A 17,417-nucleotide genomic window follows, 5' to 3' on the forward strand; every position below is an offset into this window, starting at 1 on the left:
AGATGAACAAGACCATCCCCACCGACGTGCCGGTCGAGGCCTTCGTCCAGGGCGTCGAGCCCGCGCGAAGGCGCGAGGAGGCCGAGCGCGTGGTCGCGCTGCTCACCGAGGTCACGGGCGTCGAGCCCGTGATGTGGGGCCCGTCCATCATCGGCTGGGGCGCGCTGCACTACCGCTACGCCACCGGGCGGGAGGGCGACATGCCCAAGGTCGGCTTCTCCCCGCGCAAGGCGCAGCTGACCTTCTACGGGCTCAAGGACACGCCGGAGGGCGAGGGGCTGCTGCCCCAGCTGGGCACCCACACGGTCGGGGCGGGATGCGTCTACGTCAAGCGCCTCGACGGGATCGATCTCGAGGTGCTCGCGGACCTCGCGGAGATCGCGTTCGCGCGGGGCGACTTCGACGCCACCGCCGGGTAGGGACCTGGCCGGGGGCGGGCCCCGACGCGGGGAAGGAGGGAGCGACCGATGAGCGATGACGACCAGCAGCCGCCGATCCGGCCGCTGCCGTTCGCCGCCGGCATGCTGCTCGGGTCGCTCATGGGCTTCCTCATCTGGATGGCGACCGACACCTTCGCGCTCTTCCCGGCGTTCATCGGCATCGGGTTCGTGCTGGGCCTGGTGTTCTCCCGGATGAGCGGCGGAGGGCCGCAGTAGCCGCCGGCCGGCAAGCCGGGTCTCTCAGGGGCCTCTGCTCGAACGCCGGCGAGCGATCGCTCGCACGCGGCGCCAGGCGCGCAGCTATGGAGCCGCCGCATCTCCCGGAAGCGCGCCACCCACCCCATCCGACTATTTCAGGATTTCCTAAAACAGTGCGGCGGGGGTGCGACGGTCGGCCGGACACGCCGGCTCTCGCGCGCGACGCGCCGCACGGCGACGCCCACGCACACCCGCGCACGGTGACGCCCACGCACACCCACGCACGGTGACGCCCACGCGCACCCACGCGCTCCGACATGAGGCCACGCCACCACCGCGGAGCCCGCCACCCAGTCCCGCCACCTATTTTGGGAATTCCTAAAACAACGGGATGGGAACCTTGCGGCTGTCGCGGCACGCCGGGGTCGCGCGCGACACGCGACCCGCGCGCCTCGCGCCCTACTTCTTGCGGCCCCGCTTCTCGCGCACGCGCACCGAGATCTGGATGGGCGTGCCCTCGAAGCCGAAGTTCTCGCGCAGGCGTCGCTCGATGAAGCGGCGGTACTGCGGGTCGAGGAAGCCGGAGGCGAAGATGACGAAGCGCGGCGGGCGGGTCGCCGCCTGCGTCGCGAACAGGATCTTGGGCTGCTTGCCGCCGCGCACCGGGTGCGGGTGCTCCGCGACGAGCTCGCCGAGGAACGAGTTGAGACGACCCGTGGAGATGCGCTGGTCCCAGCTCGACAGCGCGAGCTCGAGCGCCGGGAGCAGGCGGTTCGTGTGCCAGCCGGTCTTGGCCGACAGGTTCACGCGCGGCACCCACGTGTGCTGTACCATGTCCTGCTCGATCGAGCGCTCGAGCATGAAGCGCTCGTCCTCGCCCACGAGGTCCCACTTGTTGTAGACGAAGATCATCGCGCGGCCGGCGTCGACCACCTGCTGCACGACGCGCAGGTCCTGATCGGTGAGCGCCGCGGACGCGTCGAGCAGCACCAGCGCCACCTCGGCGCGCTCGATCGCGGTCTGCGTGCGCAGCGAGGCGTAGAAGTCCGCGCCCTTGGTCATGTGGACCCGGCGGCGGATGCCGGCGGTGTCGACCAGGGTCCACGGCCGGTCGCCGATCTCGACGATCTCGTCGACCGGGTCGCGCGTGGTGCCCGCGATCTCGTTGACGACGACGCGCTCCGCGCCGGCGAGCTTGTTGAGCAGCGACGACTTGCCGACGTTGGGGCGGCCGACGAGCGCGATACGGCGCGGCGCGTGCTCGTCGATCTCGATCTGGTGCATCTCCTCGGGAAGCACCGCCATCGCGGCGTCGAGCAGGTCGCCCGTGCCGCGGCCGTGCAGCGCGGACACGGGGTACGGCTCGCCGAGACCCAGGTTCCACAGCGCGGCCGCCTCGAGCTCGCCCTGCGGGCCGTCGACCTTGTTGGCGGCCAGCACGACGGGCTTGTCGGCCTTGCGCAGGAGGCGCACCACCTGCTCGTCGGTCGCGGTGGCGCCGACCACCGCGTCGACGACGAAGACGATCGCGTCCGCCATGTCGATCGCGGCCTCGGCGGCCTGCGCGACGGACAGGTCGATGCCGGTGACGTTCTTCTCCCAGCCGCCGGTGTCGAGCAGCGTGAAGTCGCGGCCCGCCCACTCGGCGCGGTACGCGACGCGGTCGCGCGTGACGCCGGGGGTGTCCTCGACGACCGCGAGGCGCTTGCCGATGATGCGGTTGACGAGGGTCGACTTGCCGACGTTGGGGCGGCCGACGATCGCGAGGACGGGCAGCGCCTCCTCGGTCTCGGGCAGCGCCTCGCCGGTCAGCTCGGCCAGGTCCTCGGGGGTGAGGTCGTACTCGTCGAGGCCGGCGCGCAGCGCGGCCTCGCGGATCTCGTCGAGCGACTCGGGCGCGTCCGACTCGTGGGGCGCCGGAAGCGGCTGCTCGTCCGTCATGCGTGGTCCTTCTCTTCGCGCGTCTCGCGGCGCGGGTCGTCGAGCGGAAGCTCGAGGTCTGTCGTGTCAAGGGTACGTGTCACCTGGTCGCGCAGCGCCTCGGCGAGCCTCTCGGCCGCCCACGCCTGCTTCGCGCGGCCGCCGCGGACGTCCGCGGGCGGGGTGAGAACCATGGGCTCGCCGAACGCCACCAGCAGCCGCCGACCGGGCCGGGGCCACACGTTCACGGACTCGCCGGTGTGCCGCGAGCCGATGATCGCGGTCGGCACGACGGGCGCGCCGGACTGGATGGCGAGCCACGCGGCGCCGCCGTGGACGGCCTCCGCGGTGCCGCCGCCGCGCGTTCCCTCGGGGAACACGCCGATCACGTCGCCGCGGCGCAGCACGGCCAGGCCCTGCGCGAGGGCCTCGCGGCCGGACTCGCGCACGGTGATCTGCTGCGCGGCGTTGAGGATCGCGCCGAGCGGGCCGGACATCATGCCCTCGCGGATGAGGAAGTGCGAGCCGCGCGGGATGACGCCGTGCACGACCGGGCCGTCGATGAGGCCCACGTGGTTGCACACGACGATCGCGGCGCCCTCGGCCGGGACGTTGGCGCGGCCGCGCACCTCGGTGCGCCACAGCACACGCGCGAGGAACCGGCCCACCCAGCGGGACCAGCGCGGTCCCCAGCGGCTCGGGACGGGCGCGCTCACTCCCCCGCCTCGTCGGCGGCCTCGGCCGCGGGGGCGTCCGCCGCATCGTCCCCGCTCTCGCCGCGGGTCTCGGCGACCAGGTCGAGCACGGCCTGGACGGCCTCCTCGATCGTGAGGTCGCTGGTGTCGAGCGTGTGGACGCCGTCCGCCGCGGTGTGGAACGAGACGACGGTCGCGTCCTTCTTGTCGCGGCCGAGCACGGCCTCGCGGACGGTGGCGACGTCCGCGCCCTCGCCGGCACGGCGGGCGACGCGGATCTCCTCGTCGGCGGTCATGAGGATGCGCACGTCGGCCTCGGGCGCGATGATCGTGGTGATGTCGCGGCCCTCGGACACGATGCCGCGGCCCTCCGAGTAGCCGCCCTCGAGCTCCGACGCGATGACCTCGCGCTGCCAGTGGCCGAGCGCGGCGCGCGCCTCGAGGTTGGTCGCCACCTTGGAGACGGTGAGCGCGACGGCGTCGGAGCGGATGAGCGAGGACACGTCCTCGTCCTCGAGCAGCACGCGCGGGTTGCGCGGGTCGAGCACGAGGCCGACGTTCATGGTCTCCACCATGGCGGCGACGTCGGACTCGATGCCGAGGTCGACCCCCTCGCGCATGCACCACAGCGTGGCGACGCGGTAGGTGGCGCCCGTGTCGAAGTACGCGAGCTGGAGCCGGCGCGCGACCTCCTTGGCCACCGTCGACTTGCCGGTGCCCGCGGGCCCGTCGATCGCGATCGAGATTCCGGTCATGATGCAGCGATCTCCCAACCCTGCCGCTCGAGCGCCGCGACCAGGTCGGGCGCGCGCGAGGGCAGCACGTAGAGCGTCGTGAGTCCCACCGGCTGCCGCGGCGAGTGCTCGATGGCGATGTCCTCGACGTTGACGTCGACCTCGGCGGTGTGCGCGAGCAGGCGCAGGAGCTGGCCGGGGGTGTCGGGGACGATGACGGTGACCGGCGTCCAGTCGCGCGTGGCCCCGCCGTGCTTGCCGGGGATGCGCGCGGTCTCGAAGCGGCCGCGGTCGATGAGGTCGGTGAGGGCCTCGCCGATGTCGTCGGCCTCCCTCACCTCCTCGAGGTCGGTGATGATGTGGTCGAGCGTCTCGACCAGGTGCCCGCGGTTGAGGCGCGCGATGTCCGCCCACATGCCGGGCAGCGAGCCCGCGATGCGGGTGACGTCGCGCAGGCCCTGGCCCGCGAGGGCGACGTCGTCGGCGTCGAGGATGCCGAGCGCGGCCGCGACGGCCGATGCCGCGACCTGCGGCGCGTGCGAGACGCGGGCGACCGCCGCATCGTGCGCGTCCGCCTCCATCGTCACGACGTCGCACTGGAGCGCCTCGGGCACGCGCGCGACCAGCGCGATGGCGTCCTCGGTGGCTCCGTTGGGGCACAGCACCCACGGGCGCGCCTTGAACAGGTCGCCCTGCGCGCCCAGGCCGCCGGAGACCTCGCGGCCGGCCATCGGGTGCGAGCCGACGTAGCGGGACGATGCGCCGGTCGCGGTGGCCGCGGCGGCGATGGGGGCCTTGACGCTCGCGACGTCGGTGACGACGGCGTCCGGATAGCGGCCGAGCGCGGCCGCGACCACCGCGGCGGCGGCGGACGGCGGGACGGCGACGATGACGAGCTCGGGCTGCTCGGCGCCCGGCTCGCCACCGGCGCCGATCGAGCGCGCGAGGGCCTGCGCCTCGGCGTCGTTGTCCTCGATGGTGACGGTCCAGCCCTCGGCGGACAGGCCGATGCCGATGCTCGCGCCGATGAGTCCGGCGCCGATGACGTGCGTGCGGGGAGACATGCCGCTCCTACTGGGCCAGGTCGCGGCGCAGCTTGACCGCGTCGCGCAGGTACACATGGGCGACCTCGTCGCGGGGCCGGTCGAGGTACGCGTGCATCATCACGCGCACGACCAGCGGGAGCGCGCCCGGGACGGCCATCTCCTGCGCGCACATGAGCGGCACGGCGCCGAAGCCCATGGTGCGGGCGGCCGCGGCCGGGAAGTCGCTCACGATGTCCGGGGTGCACGTGAAGACCACCGAGATGAGGTCGTCGGTCGAGAGCGAGTTCTCCCGCATCATCGCGTCCACCAGCTCGGTCGTGCGGTCGTGCAGGTGCTCCTTCTCGTCGCGGTCCAGGGTGATGGCGCCACGGATCGCTCGGATCGTCATGGCGACCATCGTATCGGTCGCGGGGGTCCCTCCCGGGCCCCTGCCGGCTACATGCCGGCGGCGTCCATGAGGCGGCCGACGTCCACCGGGCCCAGCTGGCGGACCTCGCCGGGCGCGAGGGTGCCCAGACGGATCGGGCCGAACTGCGTGCGCACGAGCTCGAGGACGGGGTGGCCCATCTGGTCGAGCATGCGGCGCACGATGCGGTTGCGGCCCTCGTGGAGCTCGACCTGCACGAGCGACGAGTCCTGGGTGACGTCGAGGATGTGGCAGGCGGTCGCGCGCACGGGACCGTCGTCGAGCTCGATGCCCTCCTTGAGGTGCGTGCACAGGTGCTTGGAGACGCGGCCGCGCACCTTGGCGACGTAGACCTTGGACACGCCGTGCGTGGGGTGCGCGAGGCGGTTGGCCAGGTCGCCGTCGTTGGTGAGGAGGATGAGGCCCGTGGTCTCCGCGTCGAGGCGGCCCACGTGGAAGAGGCGCTCGTCGTACTGCTGCACGAACTGGTCGAGCGCGGGGCGGCCCTGCGGGTCGCTCATCGTGCTCACCACGCCGAAGGGCTTGTTGAGCACCACGGTGACGTGGCTCGCGTCGACGGCGATGCGCTCGCCGTCGACCTCGATCACGACTTCCTCGGGCACGACGCGCACGCCGAGCTGGTCGACCACCTCGCCGTCGACCTTGACGCGGCCGGCCTCGATGAGGTCCTCGCACTTGCGCCGCGAGCCGACGCCCGCGGACGCGAGCACCTTCTGCAGCCGGATGCCCTCGGGGCGGTGGATCTCGAGCTCGGCCATCAGCGGCCCTCCCCATCGATGTCGGCGAGGTCGGGAAGGTACGGCGCGAGCGGCGGCAGGTCGTCGAGCGTGGACAGGCCCATGCGCTCGAGGAACTCCGTCGACGTGCCGTAGAGGACGGCGCCCGCGCTCTCCCCCACCTCGGTCACGAGCCCGCGCGCGGCGAGCGTCTTCATGACGGAGTCGACGTTGACCCCGCGGATCTGCGACACCTGGCCGCGGGTCACGGGCTGGCGGTACGCGACGACCGCGAGGGTCTCGAGCGCCGCCTGCGACAGGCGGGCCGACTGGCCCTCGACGATGAAGCGGCCGACGACGTCCGCGAACAGCCGCGACGAGTAGACACGCCAGCCGCCGTCGACCTCGCGCAGCTCGAAGCCGCGCGGCGCCTCGGGGTCGGCGTACTCGTCGCGCAGGGACTCGAGCGCCGCGGTGACGTCCGCGACCGGGACCTCGACGGCGGCGGCGAGCTCCGCGGCGGGCACGGGCTCGTCGACGACCATGAGCACGGCCTCGAGCGCGCCACGCAGGGCTGCAGGGTTCACGGCCTCTCCTCACCGGGTGCGGCCGCGATCCCCGCGGCCTCGGAGGCGACGCCCATCGCATCGTCCTCGTCGAACTCCGCCGACACCTCGACGGCGGACTCGCCGCCGGTCCACCGGACCGTCAGCTCGCCGAGGGAGCGTACCTGATCGAAGGCCACCACGGCCTCGCGGAACAGCTCGAGCAGCGCGAGGAAGCGCGCCACCACGACTCCGGTGCTGCCGGCGTCCCGCACGAGCGACCGGAACGACACGGCACCCTCGCGCTGCAGCCGGTTGGTGATGACCGCGGCCTGCTCCCGCACGCTCACGGCGGGGTTGTGCAGGTGGGCGATGCTCACGGAGGGGGCCGCCTTGGGCTGGAGCGCGTGCGCGGCGAGCTGCGCGAGCATCTCCGGCGTCGCGGTCCACACGAGCTCGGGCAGCAGCATCGCGAACTGCGGCTCGAGCGGGACGTCGCGCGGCACACGGCGCGGCGCGGACAGCAGCTCCGCGAAGCCGGCCGCGGCCTGCTTGAACGCGCGGTACTGGAGGAGGCGGGCGAACAGCAGGTCGCGCGCCTCGAGCAGCTCGAGGTCCTCGACGTCGTCGACCTCGCCCTGCGGCAGCAGGCGCGCGGCCTTGAGGTCGAGCAGCGTCGCGGCGACCACGAGGAACTCCGAGGCCTGCGACAGGTCCCAGTCGTCCTCGTGCGACGCGATGGTCGCGAGGAAGTCGTCGGTGACCCGCGCGAGCGCGACCTCGGTGATCTCCAGCTGGTGCTTGGAGATGAGGCTGAGGAGCAGGTCGAAGGGCCCCTCGAAGTTGTCGAGGTGGACCTCGAACCCCTTCGAGGACTCGGTCGCGACCTCGGCGGTCACGCTAGGCGGCGACCCCGCGCGCCACGAGCTCGCACGCGAGCTGACGGTAGGCCTCGGCGCCGGCGTGCGACGGGGCGAACGTGGTGATGGGCTCCGCGGCGACGGTCGCGTCGGGGAACTTCACGGTGCGGTGGATCATCGTCTCGGTGACCTGGTCGCCGAACGCGTCGCGAACCCGCTCGACGACCTCCTGCGCGTGCAGCGTGCGGCCGTCGTACAGCGTCGGCACGATCGCGTCGATGGTGAGGCGCGTGTTGAGGCGGTCCTGCACCTTGCGGATGGTGTCGACGAGCAGCTTGACGCCGCGCATCGCGAAGTACTCGGCGGCCAGCGGGATGACGACGCCGTGCGCGGCGACGAGCGCGTTGACGGTGAGCAGGCCGAGCGACGGCTGGCAGTCGATGAGGATCGCGTCGTAGTCGTCGAGCACCGGGCGCAGCGCGCGGGCGAGCGCGCTCTCGCGGGCGACCTCGCCGACGAGCTGGACCTCGGCGGCCGACAGGTCGATGTTGGCGGGCAGCAGGTCGAGTCCCGGCACCTTGGTCTCGAGGATGACCTCGCGGGTGGAGACGCCGGTCTCCATGAGCAGGTTGTAGACCGTGCTCTCGAGCGCGTCGGCGTTGATCCCGAGCGCGGCCGAGGCGGCGCCCTGCGGGTCGAAGTCGATGAGGAGCACCTTGCGCCCGTACTCGGCGAGCGCGGCGGCGAGGTTGACCGACGTGGTGGTCTTGCCCACCCCGCCCTTCTGGTTGCACAGCGCGACGACGCGCGCGGGACCGTGGCTGGGAAGGGGTTCGGGTGCAGGGAAGTCGGTCACGCGCCAACCCTACCGCCTGGTTGCGGCCGTTCTCAGCGGGCGCGCGGGTGCGTCGCGGCGTACACCTCGCGCAGCGTGTCGCGCGTGACGAGCGTGTAGATCTGGGTGGTCGTGACCGAGGCGTGGCCCAGCAGCTCCTGGACGACGCGGACGTCGGCGCCGCCGTTGAGCAGGTGCGTCGCGAACGAGTGCCGCAGCGTGTGGGGCGACACGTCCTCGACCCCGGCGCGCTCGGCCGCGACGCGCAGGATGGCCCACGCGGACTGGCGCGACAGCCGCCCGCCGCGGGTGTTGAGGAACAGCGCGGGCGTGCCGCGGCCGGCCTGGGCGAGCGGCCCACGGGCGCGCACCAGGTACGCGTCGAGCGCGTCGACGGCGTAGCCTCCCACGGGGACGATGCGCTCCTTGCGGCCCTTGCCCCGCAGCAGGACGGTCTCCTCGCCGCGGTCGAGGACCACGTCGTCGACGTCGAGGCCGACCGCCTCCGAGATGCGGGCGCCGGTCGCGTAGACGAGCTCGAGCAGGGCGCGGTCGCGCAGCGGCGCCGGGCCGTCGCCGGTCCCGGCCTGCGCGAGGATCCGGTCCACCTCGTCGGTGCTGATGGCCTTGGGCAGGCGCTTGGGGATCGCGCGGGGCTTGACCTGCGCCGAGGGATCTCCGGCGGTCCACCCCTCGAGGACCGCGAAGCGATGCCACCCGCGCACCGCGACCACGGTGCGGGAGGCCGATGCGGGAGCCAGGGCGCGGCCGCCGTCCTCGCCGGTGCTGACGCCCTGGGCGAAGGCGGCGACGTCTTCGCGGGTGACGTCCTTGAGGTCCGCGAGGCCGCGCGCGGCCAGGAAGGTGGCGTAGCGGTCGAGGTCGCGACGGTACGCGGCGACGGTGTTCGGGCTCAGCCCGCGCTCCACGGCGACGTGCGCGAGGTACGCGTCACGCTGCCGTTCGAGCATCGTCAGCGGACCGACAGCACGTCGGTGAGGAAGGGGTCCACCATGACCGCGGCGAACACGATCGAGAGGTACGTGATCGAGTCGCGGAACAGCCGCATCTCGTGGAGCTTCGACTCCCCCGCGCGCGAGCGGCGGTACATGCGCACGCAGCCGGCGAGGAACCAGGCGCCCGCGGCGGCGGCGACGCCGACGTACACCCATGTCATGCCCGCGACCCAGGCGAGCGCGAGGGTGGTGGCGACCATCGCGGCCGCGTAGCCGATCATCTCGATCGCGACCGTGCGGGCCGGCGCGATCACGGGCAGCATCGGCACGCGCGCGTTCTCGTAGTCGCCGCGGAACTTCATCGACAGCGGCCAGTAGTGCGGCGGCGTCCAGAAGAAGATGATGAGGAACAGCAGGAACGGCGTCCACGCGAGCTCGTTGGTGACGGCCGCCCAACCGATGAGGACCGGCATGCAGCCCGCGATGCCGCCCCACACGATGTTCTGCGCGGTGCGGCGCTTGAGGATCATCGTGTAGCCGACGACGTAGCCGAGGATCGCGAGCACCGACAGCACCGCGGCGAGCGGCGAGCCCACGACGAGCCAGAACCACAGCGTCGAGACCACCGACAGCACCCACGCGAAGACGAGCGCGCCGCGCTCGGACACCGCGCCGGTCACGAGGGGTCGGCGACGGGTGCGCTTCATCACCGCGTCGATGTCGCGGTCGAGGTAGCTGTTGAAGACCTGGGCGCCGCCCGCGGACAGCGAGCCGCCGATGAGCGTGCCCGCCAGCAGCCCCAGCGAGGGCCAGCCGTCGGCGGCGAGGACCATGGTGGGGATGGTGGTGACGAGCAGCAGCTCGATGATGCGGGGCTTGGTCAGCGCGACGTACGCTCCGATGGTCGCCATCACCCGGCGGGGGGCCGCGACGGGCACGGCGGCATGAGCCTCGGGGGTGGCGATCGGCATGCGGACAAGTGTAACCGCGCGCACCGGGACCAGGGTCCGTGGTGGGCTCGTCCCGACGCGTGAGATGGCACCGCTCCCAGAAATGTGAACGTACTACAAAGCCGCCCGGCCCTTGTAGGCTGACCCCCGTACCCGATACCTGTCGAGGGAGACACCTGTGACCATCAACTGGACCGACGTCGACCGCCGGGCGGTCGACACCCTCCGCGTCCTCGCGGCCGACGCCGTCGAGAAGGTCGGCAACGGCCACCCCGGCACGGCCATCTCGCTGGCCCCCGCCGCCTACCTGCTCTTCCAGAACGTGATGAAGCACGACCCGGCGGACTCGCACTGGCTCGGGCGCGACCGCTTCGTGCTGTCCGCGGGCCACTCGTCGCTCACGCTCTACCTCCAGCTCTTCGCCTCGGGCTACCAGCTCTCGCTCGACGACCTCAAGTCGCTGCGCACCGAGGGCTCGCTCACCCCGGGCCACCCCGAGTACGGACACACCGACGGCGTCGAGATCACCACGGGCCCGCTGGGCACCGGCATCGCGTCCTCGGTCGGCATGGCGATGGCCTCGCGCCGCGAGCGCGGCCTCCTCGACCCCGACGCCGCCCCCGGCACCTCGCCGTTCGACCACCATATCTACGTGATCGCGGGCGACGGCTGCCTCCAGGAGGGCGTGGCGCACGAGGCCTCGGCGCTCGCTGGCACGCAGGAGCTCGGCAACCTCATCGTCATCTGGGACGACAACAAGATCTCGATCGAGCACGAGACCGACATCTCCTTCACCGAGGACGTGCTCGGCCGCTACGAGGCGTACGGCTGGCACACCCAGAAGGTCTCGTGGGTCACCGAGGACGGCTACCAGGAGGACCCGCAGGCCCTCTACGACGCCATCGAGGCGGCGAAGGCCGAGACCGGCAAGCCCTCGATCATCGCGCTCAGCACCATCATCGGCTGGCCGTCCCCCACCAAGCAGAACTCGGGCGGCGTGCACGGCTCGGCGCTCGGCGCCGCCGAGGTCGCGGGCCTCAAGGAGGTGCTCGGCTTCGACCCCGAGCAGTCCTTCGCGGTCGAGCCCGAGGTCCTCGCCCACATGCACCAGGTCAAGGACCGCGGCCAGGCCGCGCACTCGGAGTGGAACGCCGCGTTCTCCCGCTGGGAGGCGGAAAACCCCGAGCGCGCCGCGCTGCTCGAGCGCCTCGTCAAGCGCGAGCTGCCCGAGGGCTGGGACGATGCGCTCCCCACCTTCGAGGCCGGCACCAAGGTGGCGACCCGCGCCGCTTCGGGCAAGGTCCTCACGGCCCTCGCGCCGGTGCTGCCCGAGCTGTGGGGCGGCTCGGCCGACCTCGCGGGCTCGAACAACACCACGATGGCCGGCGAGCCGTCGTTCCTCCCGCCGCACCACTCGACCCACTCCTGGCCCAACGGCCAGTGGTACGGCCGCACGCTGCACTTCGGCATCCGTGAGTTCGGCATGGGCGCGATCCTCAACGGCATCACGCTGCACGGCCTCACCCGCGTGTACGGCGGCACCTTCCTGGTGTTCTCCGACTACATGCGCGCCTCGGTCCGCCTCGCGGCGCTCATGCAGATCCCGACCACCTTCGTGTGGACCCACGACTCGGTAGGCCTCGGCGAGGACGGCCCGACGCACCAGCCGATCGAGCACATCGCGACGCTCCGCGCGATCCCCGGCCTCGACGTGATCCGCCCCGCGGACGCGAACGAGACCGCGGCCGCCTGGAAGGCGATCCTGGAGACCACCGACCGTCCGTCGGCGATCATCCTGTCGCGCCAGAACCTGCCGGTCCTCGAGGGCACCTCGACGGAGGGAGTGCTCAAGGGCGCCTACGTCGTCGCGGGCGCCGACGAGGACGCCGACGTGCTCCTCATCGCCACGGGCTCCGAGGTGTCGGTGGCCGTCGAGGCGCGCGAGCTCCTGGCCGCCGAGGGCGTCAAGGCCCGCGTCATCTCGATGCCGTCGCGCGAGCGCTTCTCGCGTCAGGACGCCGAGTACCGCGAGTCGGTCCTCCCGGCGGGCATCAAGGCGCGCGTGTCGGTCGAGGCCGGCTCGGCGCTCGGCTGGCGCGACCTGGTCGGCGACGCCGGCCGCACGGTCGCGGTCGACCACTTCGGCGAGTCCGCCGACGGCGCGCTGCTGCTGAAGAAGTACGGCTTCAACGCGGAGAACGTGGCCGCCCAGGCACGCGAGAGCATCGCCGCCGCGGGCTGATCCGCACGATCCACGACGAGGGGCCCCGCCGACGGCGGGGCCCCTCGCTGCGTCTCCCCCGCCCCCGGCCGACCCGTCGCCCACTACCGCCGCTCGTCGCCCCGCCCTCATGCGGCCGCCCCGCCCTTATGCGGCAACTTCGAGAATTCTGGGAGGGAAGCGCACGTTCTTCTCCCGGGATCCTCCAAGTTGCCGCACCGCCGCACCGCCGCACCGCCGCACGGCCGCACCGCCGCACGGCCGCACCGCCGCACGGCCGCACCGCCGCACCGTCGCAGCGGTGACCGCCGACCGCCGCCCGTCTCACCTGGTGGCGCCGCCGCATCGTGCCCGCGCAATAGGATGACGGGAGCGTCCCTGTCCGACTTGACGTCCCCCCTGGAAGGTCGAAGAGTGAACAATCCCCTGCGCGATCCGCGTGATCGCCGCCTGCCCCGCATCGCCGGATCGTGCGGCCTCGTCATGTTCGGCGTGACCGGCGACCTCGCGCGCAAGAAGCTCATGCCGGCGGTGTACGACCTCGCGAACCGCGGCCTGCTGCCGCCGGCCTTCGCGCTCACCGGCTTCGCCCGCCGCGACTGGGACGAGCAGGACTTCGCGCAGGTCGTCCACGACTCGGTGAAGAAGTACGCGCGGACGCCGTTCCGCGAGGAGACGTGGCAGCAGCTCGCCGAGGGCATCCGCTTCGTCCAGGGCACGTTCGACGACCCGGAGGCCTTCCAGCGCCTGCGCGAGACCGTCGAGGAGCTCGACCGGGAGCGCGGCACGGGCGGCAACCACGCCTTCTACCTGTCGATCCCGCCGTCGGCGTTCCCGCAGGTGGTCACTCAGCTGCGCGAGTCGGGCCTGTCGGACCCGCACGAGGGCACGTGGCGCCGCGTCGTCATCGAGAAGCCGTTCGGCCACGACCTCGAGTCCGCGGAGGAGCTCGACGCGGTGGTGTCGGAGGTCTTCCCGCCCGACTCGGTGTTCCGCATCGACCACTACCTGGGCAAGGAGACGGTGCAGAACCTGCTCGCGCTGCGCTTCGCGAACCAGCTGTTCGAGCCGATCTGGAACTCGCAGTACATCGACCACGTGCAGATCACGATGGCCGAGGACATCGGCATCGGGTCGCGCGCGGGCTACTTCGACGGCATCGGCACCGCCCGCGACGTCATCCAGAACCACCTGCTCCAGCTCTTCGCGCTCACCGCGATGGAGGAGCCCGCGAGCTTCGAGGCCGACGACCTCCGCATGGAGAAGGAGAAGGTGCTCCGCTCGACCGTGCTGCCGGAGGACCTCGGCGAGGGCACGGCCCGCGGCCAGTACGCGGCCGGCTGGCGCGGCGGCGAGCAGGTGGGCGGATTCCTCGACGAGGACGGCATCTCCGCGGACTCGATCACCGAAACGTACGCCGCGATCCGCCTCGAGGTGCCCAACCGGCGCTGGGCGGGCACCCCGTTCTACCTCCGCGCCGGCAAGCGCCTGGGCCGCCGCGTCACCGAGATCGCCCTCGTGTTCAAGAAGGCGCCCTCGCCCCACTTCCAGGAGGTCAGCGGCGGCGACGCCGGCGCGAACGCCCTGGTCATCCGCGTCCAGCCCGACGAGGGTGTGACGCTGCGCTTCGGCTCCAAGGTGCCCGGCACCGCGATGGAGGTGCGCGACGTCACGATGGACTTCGCGTACGGCAACGCGTTCACCGAGAGCTCGCCGGAGGCCTACGAGCGCCTCATCCTCGACGTGCTGCTCGGCGACCCGCCGCTGTTCCCCCGCCAGGAGGAGGTCGCCCTCTCCTGGAAGATCCTCGACCCCATCACCGAGTACTGGTCCACCCAGGGTCAGCCCGAGCCTTACCGCAGCGGCACCTGGGGCCCGCCCAGCTCGGACGCGATGATGGCCCGCGACGGACGTGCCTGGAGGCGCCCATGATCATCGAGATCCCCGACACCACCACCGGCGAGATCAACAAGCGGCTCGTCGACTCGCGCAAGGAGGGCGGCGTCATCACGCTCGCCCGCGTGATGACCCTCGTCATCGACGCGACGGACGCGGACGCCGAGCAGGCCATCGCGACCGCCAACGTGGCGTCCCGCGAGCACCCGTGCCGCATCATCGTCATCGCGCCCGGCGCCTCCGACGAGGCCCGCCTGGACGCGGAGATCCGCGTGGGCGGCGACGCCGGCGCGTCCGAGGTCATCGTCCTGCGCCCGTCCGGCGCGCAGATCGGGCACGACGACACGCTCGTCACCCCGCTGCTGCTGCCCGACGCCCCCATCGTCGTGTGGTGGCCCGCCGCGGTCCCGGACGACATGGCGGAGTGCTCGCTCGGCCGGATGGCGCAGCGCCGCATCACCGACACCAAGGGCGAGGACGACCCCGTGGGCACGCTGCTGTCGCTCGCGCACTGCTACCGCCCCGGCGACACGGATCTCGCGTGGACGCGCCTCACCCGCTGGCGCGCGCTGCTCGCGGTCGCGCTCGAGCAGGTGCCGGACCCGCAGGTGACGCGCGCCCGCATCCACGGCGACTTCAACAGCCCGTCGATCCTGCTGCTGGGCGCGTGGCTCAAGCGCGCGCTGGACTGCGAGGTCGAGGCCGAGTACGACGACTCGGTCGCGGCGCTGCAGAGCATCGTGCTCGAGACGCCCTCCGGGCAGATCTCGATCAGCCGCCCGGACCGCTACAACGCCCGCATCACCCAGCCCGGCCAGCCGGACCACGTCATCGCGCTGCCGGCCCGCTCGCTCGAGGAGGCGCTCGCCGAGGAGCTGCGCCGCCTCGACTCCGACGAGGTCTACGGCGAGGCGCTGGCCTCGTTCACGGCCGAGACGGTGGTGCCGCTGTGACCGCCGTGTCCGACCACGCCACCCGGGTCGTCGTCCACCCGTCCGCCGAGGCCGTGGCCGACGCGACCGCCGCGCGCCTGCTCGTCACCCTCATCGACACGCTGTCGGTCCAGGACCGCGCGGACATCGTCCTCACGGGCGGCACGGTGGGCATCGCGACGCTCGCCTCCGCGGCGCGCTCCCCGCTCGCGTCCGCCGTCGATTGGACGAGCGTGCACGTGTGGTGGGGCGACGAGCGCTTCGTGCCCGCCGGCGACCCCGACCGCAACGAGGGCCAGGCGCAGGAGGCCCTGCTGGGGTCGCTCCCGCTGCCCGAGGAGAACATCCACCGGATGGGCGCGTCCTCGGACTTCGCCACCGCGGAGGAAGCGGCCTTCTCGTACGCCGAGGACGTCGCCGTCGAGGGCACGCCCGAGTGGGACGTCCTCATGCTCGGCATGGGTCCCGACGGCCACGTGGCCTCGCTCTTCCCGGGCCACCCCGGCTACGCGGAGCGCGGCGCGGAGGCGATCGCGGTGCACGACTCCCCCAAGCCTCCGCCCACGCGGGTCTCGCTCACGCTCGAGTCGATCCGCCGCGCACGCCGCGTGTGGGTGGTCGCCGCCGGCGCCGCGAAGGCGGACGTGGTGGCGCGGTCGCTGCACGGCGACCTCGAGCTTCCGGCGGCCGCGGTGCGCGGCACGGTCGAGACGCTGTGGCTGGTCGACGCGGAGGCCGTCGCGAAGGTCTAGCCGCTCGTCCCGCCTGACACTGGCAACGGAATCCAGTTCGACACGCCGACGGCCGGCCCCGAAACGGGGCCGGCCGTCGGCGTGTCGCGCTGAGATCCGTTCCTGGTGTCAGGTGCGGAGGTGGATCAGTGGCGCTTGCCCATGAGCAGGTCGCGGCCCTCGGGCTGCACGCCGTCGCGCTCGGGCAGGCGGCCGCGCACGGTCGTCACGATGTCCTCGATGTCGAACTCGGCGGGCTTGGCGTAGATCTCCTCGCCGTCGGCGCGGAAGGTGAAGACGCCCTTGCGGCCGGTCTTGAGCGTGACGCCGGCGATCGCGTTGCCGAACTCCTCGAGGAGGCGGGTCTGGGCGGCGGTCGCGCGCGGCAGGTAGCCGCAGGGCACGCAGTACTCGATCTCGATCTGCACGGTGGGTCCTTTCGTTCGTGCTGGGGCCAACGGTAGCGGCGCCTCGGAGATTCCTGCACCGCCGGCGGTACGTCCGGCGGTAGGGGTGGACGATGCGCGGGCCGGCCGCCGCGCGCGGGGACGACGAAGGGGCCGCCCTCCCCGCTGGGGGAAGGGCGGCCCCTTCGTCACGACCGTGTCAGTCGGCGACCGCGAGATCGCCGCGACGGACGCGGAGCGAGGTGAGCGCCTCGTCGAGGAGGGCGGCGCCCTCCTCGTCGCTGCGACGCTCCTTCACATACGCGAGGTGCGTCTTGTACGGCTCGTTGCGGATCGGCTCCGGAGGGTTGTCCGGGTCCAGACCGCCGGGAAGCCCGCAGCGCGGGCAGTCCCACTCGACCGGGATCTCCTGGTCGTCGCCGGTGGCGAAGCTCGGCGAGGTCACGTGACCTCGCGCACAGTAGTAGGAGACGACCTGACGCGGCGCGGATTCGCCCCGCTCGTCCTCTCCCATGGGCCCGGCGCCTACGCGCGAGCCTCGGATGGCGTTGCCCCCTGCCATGGGTACGACCTCCGTCGCCTTGCTAGAGGGAGAACCGGGACACGAGCCCGAGCAGCACGACCACGGCCACCCAGACGATCGCGGTGCCCCACGTGATGCGCGTGAGGTTGCGCTCGCCTACGGCGGACGACTGGACGCCGGACGCGATGCCGCCGCCGAACATGTCCGTGATGCCGCCGCCGCGACCGCGGTGGATGAGCACCAGCGCGATGATCAGCAGCGAGGTCACGACCAGCATGACCCACAGGATGGTCTCGAGGATGTCCACTGTTCTCCCAGATGATGGATTGCGCTCACAAGGATACGCGACGCACAGCACCGGCCCGGCCCCTCGAGGGGCCGGGCC

General features: G+C 72.5%; 20 protein-coding genes. 6 read left to right on the plus strand and 14 right to left on the minus strand.

What is annotated here, in order from left to right; genetic code table 11:
• Positions 1-2: 2 nt before the first annotated feature.
• A complete protein-coding gene (locus AOM07_RS05815) occupies positions 3-419 on the plus strand; it encodes a DUF1801 domain-containing protein (protein ID WP_062311836.1) in 417 nt (138 codons plus the stop codon).
• A gap of 48 nt (positions 420-467) precedes the next feature.
• A complete protein-coding gene (locus AOM07_RS05820) occupies positions 468-656 on the plus strand; it encodes a hypothetical protein (RefSeq protein WP_062311837.1) in 189 nt (62 codons plus the stop codon).
• A 441-nt stretch (positions 657-1,097) separates the two neighbouring features.
• Here the strand turns inward: AOM07_RS05820 and der are convergent, their stop codons facing one another.
• Genes der through AOM07_RS05875 form a run of 11 tightly spaced genes read right to left on the minus strand, consistent with a single transcriptional unit; the run spans position 1,098 to position 10,343 of the window.
• Positions 1,098-2,579 (minus strand): ribosome biogenesis GTPase Der, encoded by a 1,482-nt coding sequence (gene der, locus AOM07_RS05825; protein WP_062311838.1) that lies wholly within the window; start codon positions 2,577-2,579, stop codon positions 1,098-1,100.
• Positions 2,576-3,274: a lysophospholipid acyltransferase family protein gene (locus tag AOM07_RS05830; RefSeq protein ID WP_062311839.1), complete on the minus strand. Its 699-nt coding sequence runs from the start codon at positions 3,272-3,274 to the stop codon at positions 2,576-2,578. Before AOM07_RS05830 ends, der begins: the two co-directional genes overlap by 4 nt.
• Complete coding sequence (cmk, locus tag AOM07_RS05835; protein WP_084830134.1) at positions 3,271-4,008, minus strand: (d)CMP kinase; 738 nt, start codon at positions 4,006-4,008, stop codon at positions 3,271-3,273. Before cmk ends, AOM07_RS05830 begins: the two co-directional genes overlap by 4 nt.
• Positions 4,005-5,051: a prephenate dehydrogenase gene (locus AOM07_RS05840; protein ID WP_062311840.1), complete on the minus strand. Its 1,047-nt coding sequence runs from the start codon at positions 5,049-5,051 to the stop codon at positions 4,005-4,007. The genes cmk and AOM07_RS05840 overlap by 4 nt, the downstream gene beginning before the upstream one ends.
• Before the next feature lie 7 nt (positions 5,052-5,058).
• Positions 5,059-5,421, minus strand: a complete 363-nt coding sequence (gene aroH, locus AOM07_RS05845) for a chorismate mutase (RefSeq protein WP_062311943.1) — start codon at positions 5,419-5,421, stop codon at positions 5,059-5,061.
• A 47-nt stretch (positions 5,422-5,468) separates the two neighbouring features.
• Positions 5,469-6,218, minus strand: coding sequence for a pseudouridine synthase (locus AOM07_RS05850; RefSeq protein ID WP_062311841.1), 750 nt, complete (start codon positions 6,216-6,218; stop codon positions 5,469-5,471).
• A complete protein-coding gene (gene scpB / locus AOM07_RS05855; protein ID WP_062311842.1) occupies positions 6,218-6,763 on the minus strand; it encodes an SMC-Scp complex subunit ScpB in 546 nt (181 codons plus the stop codon). The genes AOM07_RS05850 and scpB overlap by 1 nt, the downstream gene beginning before the upstream one ends.
• Positions 6,760-7,620 (minus strand): segregation and condensation protein A, encoded by an 861-nt coding sequence (locus AOM07_RS05860; protein WP_062311843.1) that lies wholly within the window; start codon positions 7,618-7,620, stop codon positions 6,760-6,762. The genes scpB and AOM07_RS05860 overlap by 4 nt, the downstream gene beginning before the upstream one ends.
• 1 nt (position 7,621) lies before the next feature.
• Positions 7,622-8,437, minus strand: coding sequence for a ParA family protein (locus AOM07_RS05865; protein WP_062311844.1), 816 nt, complete (start codon positions 8,435-8,437; stop codon positions 7,622-7,624).
• A gap of 32 nt (positions 8,438-8,469) precedes the next feature.
• The gene (locus AOM07_RS05870) at positions 8,470-9,387 is read right to left on the minus strand and encodes a site-specific tyrosine recombinase XerD (protein ID WP_062311845.1); all 918 of its coding nucleotides are present in this window, start codon (positions 9,385-9,387) and stop codon (positions 8,470-8,472) included.
• Between the two features lie 2 nt (positions 9,388-9,389).
• Positions 9,390-10,343: a heme o synthase gene (locus AOM07_RS05875; protein WP_082227156.1), complete on the minus strand. Its 954-nt coding sequence runs from the start codon at positions 10,341-10,343 to the stop codon at positions 9,390-9,392.
• Between the two features lie 157 nt (positions 10,344-10,500).
• Between AOM07_RS05875 and tkt the strand changes: the two genes are divergently transcribed.
• The 4 genes from tkt (at position 10,501) to pgl (ending at position 16,123) form a co-directional block, all read left to right on the plus strand.
• Positions 10,501-12,564, plus strand: coding sequence for a transketolase (gene tkt / locus AOM07_RS05880; RefSeq protein WP_228374387.1), 2,064 nt, complete (start codon positions 10,501-10,503; stop codon positions 12,562-12,564).
• 393 nt (positions 12,565-12,957) lie between these two features.
• Positions 12,958-14,475, plus strand: coding sequence for a glucose-6-phosphate dehydrogenase (zwf, locus tag AOM07_RS05885; RefSeq protein WP_228374527.1), 1,518 nt, complete (start codon positions 12,958-12,960; stop codon positions 14,473-14,475).
• Positions 14,472-15,392 (plus strand): glucose-6-phosphate dehydrogenase assembly protein OpcA, encoded by a 921-nt coding sequence (locus AOM07_RS05890; protein ID WP_062311848.1) that lies wholly within the window; start codon positions 14,472-14,474, stop codon positions 15,390-15,392. The genes zwf and AOM07_RS05890 overlap by 4 nt, the downstream gene beginning before the upstream one ends.
• Positions 15,389-16,123 (plus strand): 6-phosphogluconolactonase, encoded by a 735-nt coding sequence (pgl, locus tag AOM07_RS05895; RefSeq protein ID WP_228374388.1) that lies wholly within the window; start codon positions 15,389-15,391, stop codon positions 16,121-16,123. Before AOM07_RS05890 ends, pgl begins: the two co-directional genes overlap by 4 nt.
• Before the next feature lie 125 nt (positions 16,124-16,248).
• Here the strand turns inward: pgl and AOM07_RS05900 are convergent, their stop codons facing one another.
• The 3 genes from AOM07_RS05900 to secG form a co-directional block, all read right to left on the minus strand.
• Positions 16,249-16,530 carry a SelT/SelW/SelH family protein gene (locus AOM07_RS05900; RefSeq protein ID WP_062311849.1) on the minus strand — a complete coding sequence of 94 codons (282 nt, stop codon included), beginning with the start codon at positions 16,528-16,530 and terminating at the stop codon, positions 16,249-16,251.
• Positions 16,531-16,708: 178 nt separating this feature from the next.
• The gene (locus tag AOM07_RS05905) at positions 16,709-17,071 is read right to left on the minus strand and encodes an RNA polymerase-binding protein RbpA (RefSeq protein WP_062295965.1); all 363 of its coding nucleotides are present in this window, start codon (positions 17,069-17,071) and stop codon (positions 16,709-16,711) included.
• 22 nt (positions 17,072-17,093) lie between these two features.
• Positions 17,094-17,339: a preprotein translocase subunit SecG gene (gene secG, locus AOM07_RS05910; protein WP_062311850.1), complete on the minus strand. Its 246-nt coding sequence runs from the start codon at positions 17,337-17,339 to the stop codon at positions 17,094-17,096.
• Positions 17,340-17,417: the final 78 nt, after the last annotated feature.

This window comes from Demequina rhizosphaerae (assembly GCF_000971255.1).
GTDB classification, from domain to species: Bacteria; Actinomycetota; Actinomycetes; order Actinomycetales; family Demequinaceae; genus Demequina; species Demequina rhizosphaerae.